Annotated in this window: 5 protein-coding genes; 2 read left to right on the forward strand and 3 right to left on the reverse strand. The window is 49.8% G+C overall.

What is annotated here, in order from left to right:
- Positions 1-379: 379 nt before the first annotated feature.
- Together IJN28_05750 and IJN28_05755 are read right to left on the reverse strand one after the other, a co-directional pair.
- Entirely contained in the window at positions 380-1,261 is an 882-nt protein-coding gene (locus tag IJN28_05750; protein ID MBQ6713270.1) for a YegS/Rv2252/BmrU family lipid kinase, read from the reverse strand.
- A 13-nt stretch (positions 1,262-1,274) separates the two neighbouring features.
- Positions 1,275-2,888 carry a polysaccharide biosynthesis protein gene (locus IJN28_05755; GenBank protein MBQ6713271.1) on the reverse strand — a complete coding sequence of 538 codons (1,614 nt, stop codon included), beginning with the start codon at positions 2,886-2,888 and terminating at the stop codon, positions 1,275-1,277.
- A gap of 91 nt (positions 2,889-2,979) precedes the next feature.
- On the opposite strand from IJN28_05755, the gene IJN28_05760 reads away from it, so the two are divergent.
- Positions 2,980-3,759 (forward strand): DUF4931 domain-containing protein, encoded by a 780-nt coding sequence (locus tag IJN28_05760; protein ID MBQ6713272.1) that lies wholly within the window; start codon positions 2,980-2,982, stop codon positions 3,757-3,759.
- A 36-nt stretch (positions 3,760-3,795) separates the two neighbouring features.
- Here the strand turns inward: IJN28_05760 and IJN28_05765 are convergent, their stop codons facing one another.
- Positions 3,796-5,412 (reverse strand): peptide chain release factor 3, encoded by a 1,617-nt coding sequence (locus IJN28_05765; protein ID MBQ6713273.1) that lies wholly within the window; start codon positions 5,410-5,412, stop codon positions 3,796-3,798.
- A gap of 207 nt (positions 5,413-5,619) precedes the next feature.
- On the opposite strand from IJN28_05765, the gene IJN28_05770 reads away from it, so the two are divergent.
- On the forward strand, positions 5,620-5,760 hold the full coding sequence (locus IJN28_05770; GenBank protein ID MBQ6713274.1) for a hypothetical protein: 141 nt from the start codon (positions 5,620-5,622) through the stop codon (positions 5,758-5,760).
- Positions 5,761-5,829: the final 69 nt, after the last annotated feature.

Raw genomic sequence — 5,829 nt, forward strand, 5'->3', positions numbered from 1 at the left:
ATTGTCTGCTCATCAAGCAGAGCAGATGCATCATTTATCCCGATACTATTCAAATTGCCTTGATATGTACCTCCCAGCGATATTCCTGCAAGATTTCCTCTAAGTCTATTCCCCATACATTTCTCCTTTCTTGACGGAATCATCATTCGTTTCTTTTGTATTTCCGTCTTTTTCTTGCATCATATCATTTTCACCTTTTCACACAAGGTATCTCTGTCTTTTCTATAAAACGTCATATTCTCGCGCTATCAGCAGAAAAGGCACCTACATGGGTGCCTTTTCGCGTTTTCCGTGTTCTTTATTCTCGATAATATCCCTTTTTCATAAAAAGATAGCCCTGCTCGTCTTTCGTGCGAGCAGGGCTTTTATCTTGCAATTCTTATTTTGTTATATAGAGTCTGACGGCGGCGGGAACAGCTTTGATCTCGAGCGGGAGGTACGGGCCGAGTTCGCCGTCGATGTCGCTTTCGATTTCTTCTTCTGCGCATACTTTGATGGACTGTGCTTGATAATACTGGACACATTTATGCAGGCGAACGTCTTTGCCCGCGAGGATACCAACGAAAAGCGATACGAGCTCTGCCCAGCTGCATTGATTGACGAGTACGATGTCGAGCATCCCGTCGTTGATCTTGGCAGGGAGGACGTTGGGGAAGCCTGCTACGGTACCGCTGTTGAGGACGAGGAACATGAGTACGAGTTCCTTGTACGGTACGCCGTCTATCTCAAGTTCGATCTCCATCGGGCGGAATCGCGGTACTTCGCCGATACCGCGGAGATAGTATGCCATTTTGCCGAGCGTGTTTTTGAGGTCTGCATGAACAGAGTGTGCAACACCTGCGGCAAGACCTGCACCGACGACGTTGATGAAGTAGCGGTCATTAACTTGACCGACGTCTATCATCATGGTGCGGTTTTCGGCAACGGCGCGTGCATAAGACGGCAGGTCACCACTCAGACCTACATATCGTGCGAAATCGTTCGACGTTCCGCTCGGCAGGATACCGACTGCGACATCAAGTTTGGCGCAGAGGATCTCTTGCACGACGAGGCTGACGGTACCGTCACCGCCCGCGATGAGTACACCTTCGGGCGATACGGACTGTACGAGTTCGACGAATCCCGTAAGACCTTCTTTGCGCGTGCGATACGGAATGACGCAGATCCCTTCATCGCCAAATACTTGAAATACTTCGTCTAATTTATGTTTGAAAAGAGAGTTTCCCGATACAGGATTATATACCAATACGACCTTACGCATAGTTACCTCCTTATCAAAATACGCCTATACGGCAGAATAATCGTGTCAATTTATCACCGACATACGGCACGCCTGCAACATCTTCACGGCGGATCATGCCGAGCATGAGCAGGACACCTGTATAGACGATACTGCCGATGAGAGCCGATACGACGGTCATCACAAGGATACTGTCCGATGTCGTTGCCAGACTATTGTAAGTAAAGTAGATACTGATAGCCATGATACATGCGGCGGCAATGGTTTTTGCCGATTCGGTCAGGCTGATACGATAGCCGACATAGCGATGGATAAAGTACAGATTCATCACAGCCGCCAAGCCCATATAAACAGTCGTTGCTATCGTCGCCCCAAGTATACCGAGTGCGGGAATCGCTGTCAAGACCCAGTTGAGGCCGACTTTGGCGACGGCGGCGACTGCCATATTGACGAGCGGTACCGTCGTATGGCCAAGGCCTTGCAGGATACCTGTTGTAACTTGATGGATACCAAGAAATACGATGGCTGTTGCCAGATAGCCGACTACCGGCCCTGCGAGCGGTGCATTGTAAATGAGCATGGATATCTCCGTATGGAGCATGAATACCAAGATAAACGCAGGGAACGTGATGATGGTCGTAATACGCATCGCCGCCCCTGTGCGGAAGGCGATACGCACCTTATCTCCGAGAGCTTTTGCTTCCGAGACAGCAGGCACAAGACTGACAGCCAATGCACCCGTCAAGATCGTCGCCAGATTGGTAAGCGGTACTGCCATGCCTGTCAGATAGCCGAAATATTCCGTTGCTTCGGCTACGGTGAATCCTGCGACCTCCAAACGCATCGGCACGATCATCAGGTCAAGATTGGCTACGAGGGGAAGCATCAGGCTCGATGCCGATACGGGAAGTGCCAGCCAAAATATCCGTTTGATAATTTCTCCGCACGGATCGCCCTTGCTATCGCCTGCTTTTTGTTTCTGCGATGCGACTTCTTCTGCAATTTCGCGTTCTAACTTGTGATTATAATAAAGAAGAACGATAAAGCCTGCTACCGCGCCGGCAAACGCGCCAAGGCTTGCCCCTGCCGCGGCGAATTCAATTCCTGACGGCAAAAGCATATACGCGAACAGTACCATCGTAATAACACGGAATATCTGTTCGACGACTTGCGATACGGCTGTCGGTGTCATACGCTGCCAGCCTTGCAAGTAGCCGCGATAGCTTGACAGCATCGTAACGAAGAAGATGGCAGGCGCGAGTGCCACGATAGCATAGTAGGCACGAGGATCGCGAATGAATCTTAAGTCGATGAGCCATTCTGCCCCGAGATACGTTGTCATGCTGAACAGTATCCCTGTCACCGTAAGAATGGCCAGCGAGATGCGAAAGATACGCCTTGCACCCAACACGTCGCCGAGTGCCAATCGCTCTGCCGTAATGATGGAGATGGCGACAGGTATCCCTGCCGATGAAATGCTCAGTGCCATAAGATAGATCGGAAATGCCATCTGATAAAGCCCGATCCCTTCCCCGCCGAGGATACGCGATACGAATATCCAGTTGAGCGAGCCGATGATCTTTACCACGACACCTGCTGCTGTTAAAATAAATGTACCCTTATAAAAAGATTCTCTGCTTACCGGCATCGGATAAAAATCACCTCCCGAAAAAGTTATTATTTAAAATTCGCTCGATTTGGCATATAATAAAGATATAATATCACCTTGCAAAGAAGGTATCGTTATGGTCATCCCTCATCTTGAATTCAACGTAAATATTGGTCGCCAGAAGCCCGAAAGCATCATCAATACGGCGGCGAAATGTCCGTTCTGCGACCGCAATCATCTAACGGATATTATTGACCGCGAAGATGCGCTTATGCTGATCAAAAACAAATATCCCGTTCTTAAAAATACGCTCCAGACCGTCCTTATCGAAACGGACGAATGTATGTCGGAGCTGTCGCTCTATACGCCCGAGCACCTGCATCACCTGTTCCGCTTCGCCTTCCGTCATTGGCTGGCGATGGAATCGTCAGGCGACTGGCGATCGGTACTCTTCTTCAAAAACCACGGCCCGTTATCGGGCGGTACGATCCGACATCCGCATATGCAGATCGTCGGCTTAAAAGATGTCGATTATCACGAAGCACTCGACCCGTCCATCTTCGAAGGCATCACGCTTCTTGAAGAAGACGGCGTCCTTCTCAACTTATCGACCAAACCACGCATCGGCTTCTCCGAATTTAATGTTATCACGAAGAACGCCACGAATACCGATCGGTTCGCAGACTACGTACAAGCCGCCGTTTATTACATCTTATATGAATTTCCCGGCCGCAGCTGCAGCAGCTACAACTTGTTCTTCTACCATCATAATGATCGATATATCGCCAAGATCATGCCGCGATTCGCAACAAGCCCGCTGTTTATCGGTTTCGGACTTCCGCAAGTATCGAACCAGCTCGATGATGTTGCTGCGCATTTCAAAGAACGATATCATGCACGGTTACCGTAAAGCTCTTCCCCAATCAAGGGGAAGAGCTTTTCTTCTTTATGCCATTGCGTTGCTTCTGTCAGGCGGTACCGTCGAGAACGTAACATCAGGGTTGTTTTCCATGATCCAGCGGATCGCCCATTCGTTCGAAATGAGAAGAACAGGGCGTTCTTTGCTGTCAAGTACGAACATTGCACGGTCTGCACCGCGGAGCGAGTACGGCGTCAGCTTTTCGCCGTCTTTTTCGATCCAGCGCGCGACTTCATACGGCAAATGCTGCATGATGATGTCAACGCCATATTCATTTTTGAGTCGATATTCAAGCACCTCAAACTGGAGCGTACCACACGTGCCGACGATGTACGATTCCGTACCGATATCGGGTTGCTGGAAGAGCTGTACGGCACCTTCCTGCGTAAGCTGTGTGATACCTTTGAGGAACTGTTTGCGTTTCATCGTATCTTTCGCCTGTACGCGCGCGAACTGTTCCGGCGGGAATACAGGGAAATCAGGGAAACGGAGTTTGGCATCGGTATCGCAGAGCGTATCGCCGATACCGAATACACCGGGGTCAAAAAGACCAACGATGTCGCCCGGGAAGGCTTCTTCGATGATCGTTCTGTCCTGCGCCAAGAACTGCTGCGGCTGTGCCAGCTTGATCATCTTGTCGCTCTTATCGTGATGTACGCTCATACCGCGTTCGAATTTACCCGAGCAGATACGGATAAAGGCAAGACGGTCGCGGTGCGCAGGGTTCATGTTAGCCTGGATTTTGAAGACGAAAGCTGTGAAGCGTTCATCATTCGGTGCGATATCACCAACGGTCGATGCATGCACAGCCGGCGGCGGTGCCAAACGGAGGTATTCTTCGAGGAAGTTCTGTACCCCAAAGTTCGTCATCGCACTGCCGAAGAACATCGGCGTCAGTTCGCCTTTGTCGATAAGGTCTTGGTCGAACGCATCGCCTGCCGCATCGAGAAGCTCGATATCGTCGCAGAGCGACTGATGTACTTCTTCACCGAGGATCTCGCGGAAGGCAGGATCATCTACGCCGCCTTTGGTGGACGGGAGAATGTTCTGACCGTGCGAACCGTCTTCCTGGAACAGCTCGATCTGCGCCAGTTTACGGTTGTATACGCCCGTATAGTTTCCTTCTACGCCGATCGGCCAGTTCATCGGATAAGCACGGATACCGAGGACTTGTTCGATCTCTTCCATCAAGTCGAACGGATTTTTGCCGAAACGGTCAAGTTTGTTGACAAACGTAAAGATAGGGATATGACGCTGTTTACATACCTGGAACAGCTTTTTCGTCTGCGCTTCGACCCCTTTGGCAACGTCGATGATCATGACCGCGCTGTCAACAGCCATCAATGTACGATACGTATCTTCACTGAAGTCCTGATGGCCCGGGGTATCGAGGATATTGATGCGGAATCCGTCGTAGTCGAACTGAAGTACGCTCGATGTTACGGAGATACCACGTTGTTTTTCGATCTCCATCCAGTCGGATACGGCATGACGCTGTGTTTTGCGCGACTTGACCGAACCTGCAAGGTGGATCGCTCCCCCGTATAAAAGAAGCTTTTCTGTAAGTGTCGTTTTACCCGCGTCCGGGTGAGATATAATAGCAAAGGTTCTGCGGCGTTTGATCTCGCCGTCCAGTTCCGTCATTGGCATTGGTTTCCTCCTACTGCAATAAAATCTTGATAGGTTCTATATCTTAACTATTTTATCATACCAAAACCATTTCTTTCAATCCCCGAATGACAGCTCTCGTCTATTTTTCCGCGTGATTTAACACCTCTTTGCGTCCGCGCGCATAGCTTACAGTAGCTTTCCATCAAGAAAGCAAACGCATATTCAAAGGAGGTCCTTTTTATGGGCTGGAACAATAACGGTTGCGGCGGATTCGGCAGCTGGTGGATCATCATCATTATCATCATTCTTCTCTTCTGCTGCGGTGGTTTTGGTGGTTTTAGCGGCTACGGCTGTAATGACGACTACACGCATAACTGCTGATAAACGAAAAGAAAGAGAGGTGGGTATGCCCCGCCTCTCTTTCTTTTTTCTGTGAAGAAAAAGAGTCCC

Source organism: Selenomonadales bacterium (genome assembly GCA_017442105.1).
In the GTDB taxonomy this organism is placed as follows: Bacteria; Bacillota; Negativicutes; order RGIG982; family RGIG982; genus RGIG982.

Bases quoted from the DNA above. Each gene is read 5' to 3' on its own strand.
- IJN28_05750 (MBQ6713270.1), bottom strand. From the start codon at position 1,261: ATGCGTAAGGTCGTATTGGTATATAATCCTGTATCGGGAAACTCTCTT.
- IJN28_05755 (MBQ6713271.1), bottom strand. From the start codon at position 2,888: ATGCCGGTAAGCAGAGAATCTTTTTATAAGGGTACATTTATTTTAACA.
- IJN28_05765 (MBQ6713273.1), bottom strand. From the start codon at position 5,412: ATGACGGAACTGGACGGCGAGATCAAACGCCGCAGAACCTTTGCTATT.
- IJN28_05770 (MBQ6713274.1), top strand. From the start codon at position 5,620: ATGGGCTGGAACAATAACGGTTGCGGCGGATTCGGCAGCTGGTGGATC.